Origin of the sequence: Cecembia sp. (genome assembly GCF_007126775.1) — a bacterium.
In the GTDB taxonomy this organism is placed as follows: domain Bacteria; phylum Bacteroidota; class Bacteroidia; order Cytophagales; family Cyclobacteriaceae; genus Cecembia.
The window spans coordinates 1-4,731 of the sequence record NZ_SLAP01000045.1; the positions used below are offsets into that span (position 1 = coordinate 1).

Genomic DNA, 4,731 nt, shown 5'->3' on the forward strand with positions numbered 1-4,731 from the left:
ATAGGATAAAAATTAAAATGAAAGAATTATTAAAGCCCTTCAAAATTTGTATTCAAAAGTTTTTAATGGAAAGGATCGGGCTCCAAAACTTTTTTTCCAGTTCAAAAGGCTGGTTTTTTCCTCTCCAGTATAAGGGTCCACCGAAGTCCCAAAATCAATGAAATCAACCTTGGTGCTGCTTATTAATGTTTGAATTAAAAAATCCATTGCCCTGTATTTTTTACCATTTTCTGTAAGTGCTGTATATTGAATTTTGAAAACTTTGGAATATTTGAAAAGGATCAAACCTGCAAGGATTTCCTCTCCTTTGCTAGCTTGGAAAAGACTGATCTGATCCGGGTGATTTTTATAAAGCTGTTCAATTTCTTCCCAAGTGTGGACAGGTGGTCTGCCGAGTTTTTCAAGGTGATAAGGCAATAACAAATTATTCCAAAAATTTGAGTTCGGTGCTTTTTCGGCTATGCTTATCCCTGATGATTTGGCTTTTTTTACTCCCCATCGCTTTCCCCTGTCTTTAATTTCCTGGGGCAGTGGGATAACAGCTGTATCCTTCACATTTTCAATTTTAAAGCCCAACTCCAATAAAAGGTCATAATCAAATACAGCTTCCCGATGATAGCATGTCGGAACTGGTGTGACAGTCAGCTTTTCTACTCCCCTATTTTTATAATGATGAAGGGTAAGGTTGATGATTTCTTTTTGAAAATTTTTCTCCAGTCCTTTTTTAAAAATCCATCCCCCAAAGCTCAGACCCTGATGCGAAAAAACCTGATTGCCTACCTGGTGGGCCGGAAATACCGCCAATACGTGCTGTCCTTCCCATACCATCACCGAAGCATCCTCAAACCTGTCTCCATGATATTCCATAAAAGAACGAAGGTGTAAAAAGGTGCCATTGGCAGATTGCCTGACTAATTCATCCCATTGCTCTCGGTTAGCGTTCTGATAAGGTTTTACCTGTAAATTCAATGATCTACCTGGTTTTAAAAGCGAAGCTTGCATCCGTATTCATCAGTGTGGATCTGTGGTTAAATTTGGGGCTCTTCGGGGATTTGCAATCCTGACTGGAGAAAAAGGATTTATGATCCTTAAATATCTATGGATTATAAATCCAATTTATCCCATCACGGGTCTGCAAATTTCAGGAAGCAGAAATGGTTAGCTGACAGCATAAGGTTAGTTATTCTCAAACGCTTCACTTTGTCATTTCCTTGCCCGTTCCGTTGAGGCGGGTCTGCCCGACGCGGACGGGGACGACGAGGAAGGAGGAGGAGAAATCTAAGTCAAGGATAAAGGATTAGATTTCTCCTCCTCCGTCGTCGAAATGACAAGGATAGGCTTTTCTGAGTAGTAATTCTTGTTTTTAAGGATAGGTTTTTTGGGTCTTCGGGATTTGCAATCCCGAAGCGGGATACCAAGGATTTGTAATCCTTAAAGGCTATGTGGATCAAAAATCCACGGTATCTCATCACGATCCCGAGGGGTCGGAACAAATTTCGGGAAGCAGAACCGTACCCTATGTGTGATTAACATCAAGAACCTTTAGATTTATTTATTTGAAGGATCTCTTCTTTTAATTTAGGTAGTTCTCTAATGACAATGGTCCAGATGATCTCGTCAGATATTTTATCATATTCATGGATAATTCTATTCCTTGTCCCAATTATCTGTTTGGCATTCTTAATCAGTATTTTTTCTTTCTTGTAACTTATTAACCTATTGACTGCCTCTCCGATTATTTCAATATTCCTTTCAATTGCCTTTTTCGTCTTTAGGTCTTTTTGAAATTCCAAAAAATTGCTTTGTCTTGGCAGAAAAACAGCAATCTCATCTATAGATCTAAGAATATCATCCAGCCAACCATTGACCTTATTGTCCATAAATCAAGGTTTTGTTTTCATCCACCTCTTTTAGAAAATAGGGGTTTTTGATAGCCCTTAATTCTATCAAATCTATTTTTCTTCCCAGAGTTTTCTTTAGACTATCTGAAAACGCAAAATACAAGTCAGAATACGCAACAGGATCACTTTCTTCAAAATCAACCAAAAAATCAATATCAGAATCCGGATTAAAATCATCCCTTAAAACTGACCCAAAGACATACAGACGCGCTACATGATTTTTCTTGCAGAGGTCGTCAATCTCCTTCTTAAAAGGCTTTAAAAACTCAGGGACCTTTAGATCTTCAGCAAGTCCATAGCCGGAAGCCGTCGGTTCACTGACCTTTCCGCTATCAGTTGGTTTCTCAGGATACTTTTTACTTTTCATCAGACCTTTAATTTACAAAAAAAGCGCAGCTTTTTCATCCTTGCCTGCGTCTGGCAGGAGTGTGCATCTGTGTTTATCTGTATGTATCTGTGGTTAAAATATAATATTGATCCTTAAATGCTTTGAGGATTAAAAATCCATTGTATCGTCTCACGATCCCGAGGGGTCGGGACAAATTTCGAGAAGCGGGTCTTGATTCATGTATCTTGTGTCTTGTGTCTTGATACTTGTTTCTCTTTTCAGGGATAGGTTTTTTGGTTAATTTTTATCCGTGGCCGCGATTCTCGGGACAAGCTCTTCAGCCCCTGGATGTTAACCGAATTGTTCGATTTTCCATGATAGGGCTACACCCTATTCTAGGGTATTTAGGGCCTTCAGCACTAAGAATTACTCAAGCCCTGAAATTACTTGACACTTATTATACTTTAGAATTCGACTCCGTAGGAGTCGGGATTTCCAAATACCAAACTTACCTCCTACCACCGGGTTGCACCCGGGGTAAATACCCTAAAGGGATTAAACCCCTATCGGGGTTGTATGGTCACCATTTCAGGCAATTACCTTAATGAATCCCTTAAATCCTTAATGGTTTACCCACTTGGCTCTTTTTCCCACCCTGCAGCCTGGCCCTGAGCTAAAAAGCTCTACAAGAGCTTTTCTTTACGCTCAGTCCCCCGTACATCCTGGCCTCCCGAATCGCTTTGCACTCGGGACAAGCTCTCGCCTCTTATTTCTTAAGTCTTAGATCTTGTATCATATGTCTTTTCAACAAACACAGCTTCGCCACATCAGTCCCAGTGGACCGAAGCATTTTTTTTTCAGAAAAAGGAAAACCAGGGCTTTGATCAGAATTTGCAGTAGCCTATACCAAGGCTTGGGAAAAATAACAAATCCCCATCAGTTTATCGGTTTAAACCGGCTTCTTTTTTTGAGGCAGCAAAAGACAATGCGTAAACAAAGAGCAATTGGAAGAAAATCATATAAAAGGACTTCAGGCGCATGATAATGCCCAAATTGTTCAAGGTCAGGGCGTAAACTACTGTGAGCAGCAGTCCAAAAGCAATGCCTGCTCCGATAAATAGTGGGATTTTCCTCCAACCGGAGCAGCGCAACAACCAAACCGCTCCCAATATCAAACAGAGGTTGATGCTGTTTTCCAATGCAGCCGCAGCATACCAAATGCTTTCCCATTCTCCCAGAAAAGGCCGGAAAAACAAAGTCCATATTTTCAACGGCCAGGAATAATCGCCCATAGGCACTGCGGAATTTGCACCGTAACGATCTAAAAACTCAAATTGGGAGGCGCTGAATTCCAGAATCTTTTCGGGATGTAGAAAAGGAATATGGGTGATGTAAAGGATAAAACGCAGCATCATCAAAGCCACTGCCCCGGTAACCATTAGCACTCCTGCCTTGATCTTGCCAGGAAGAGACTTGCTGAAGGCAATCATGGCCATCAATCCTCCCATGAGAATAAAACCCTGCATGGGCCTGACCATGTAAGAAAGGGCAATCCCCCCAAGGAGGTATACCCATCCAGGACGGACTAAATGCAAGCCTTTAAGAAAAAGAACCAAACCCAAAAAACTCAGGGATTCTTTTCCAATCGCGGAAGTCCAAAAATGCAGATTGGGCATGAGAAAAACGAGCCAAAGGCTGTATTGGAGCCATGGGTTATCCTTGATGTCAATATGCTCCCTTACCTTTCTGTAAAGCAGAAAGTATCCTAAAAAAGACAAAATACTATATCCTGCATTACCTAGCCACATGGGTAGGCCAATGATGTACGCAGGAATATAATTGAGCCACTGTATAAAGTAAGAGCGGGTACCCCAATGGGAAAACCAGCGCTCAGGCTGATCCACTGCCTCCGTTCTCAAAGCCCAATAAGAGATGGCGTCTCCTCCATATTGACCGAGGTACCAGGTAAATAGAAATGAAAAAGATACATGGTAAATGAAGAGGAAGACCAAAAAGCCTGTATCGGTAGATATGTGATATCGGTTCAATGTACTGCGCTTGTCCTTTGAACAAATCTATTATTTTTTAGGGCAGTTTATACTATCAATCCAATAAATTTCAACTGTCTTTACAGCTCCGAAGTATTTTGGAGGTTCGGGGTTAAGGGGTTCATAGTTCAGGGTTCATGGTTCATGGTTCAGAAGTTCATGGGTACAAGTGAACTTTACAAGATTCGTAAAACTATGAACTGTGAACATTTGAACGAAGTAGGTTCAGGGTTCAGAGTTCAGAAGTTCATGGGTTCTAGTTTACTTTACAAGATTCGTAAAACTATGAACTTTGAACATTTGAACAAAGTAGGTCCAGGGTTCGAGGTTCAGAAGTTCAAGGTTCAGAAGTTCAGGGTTCAGAAGTTCAGGAGTTCATGGGTACAAGTGAACTTTACAAGATTCGTAAAACTATGAACTGTGAACATTTGAACGAAGTAGGTTCAGGGTTCAG

At 40.9% G+C, this 4,731-nt stretch carries 4 protein-coding genes; all 4 read right to left on the reverse strand.

The features are described 5' to 3' along the window. Positions 1–39 precede the first annotated feature (39 nt). On the reverse strand, positions 40–969 hold the full coding sequence (locus QZT73_RS03155) for a GNAT family N-acetyltransferase (RefSeq protein WP_291786582.1): 930 nt from the start codon (positions 967–969) through the stop codon (positions 40–42). Between the two features lie 563 nt (positions 970–1,532). Beyond that, entirely contained in the window at positions 1,533–1,880 is a 348-nt protein-coding gene (locus tag QZT73_RS03160) for a HepT-like ribonuclease domain-containing protein (RefSeq protein ID WP_291786584.1), read from the reverse strand. After that, a complete protein-coding gene (locus QZT73_RS03165; protein ID WP_291786586.1) occupies positions 1,870–2,268 on the reverse strand; it encodes a nucleotidyltransferase domain-containing protein in 399 nt (132 codons plus the stop codon). The genes QZT73_RS03160 and QZT73_RS03165 overlap by 11 nt, the downstream gene beginning before the upstream one ends. Positions 2,269–3,170: 902 nt before the next feature. Then, positions 3,171–4,277, reverse strand: coding sequence for a hypothetical protein (locus tag QZT73_RS03170; RefSeq protein ID WP_291786587.1), 1,107 nt, complete (start codon positions 4,275–4,277; stop codon positions 3,171–3,173). Positions 4,278–4,731: the final 454 nt, after the last annotated feature.

Excerpts from the sequence above, each read along its gene's own strand:
- QZT73_RS03165 (WP_291786586.1), bottom strand. The coding sequence starts at position 2,268 with ATGAAAAGTAAAAAGTATCCTGAGAAACCAACTGATAGCGGAAAGGTC.
- QZT73_RS03160 (WP_291786584.1), bottom strand. The coding sequence starts at position 1,880 with ATGGACAATAAGGTCAATGGTTGGCTGGATGATATTCTTAGATCTATA.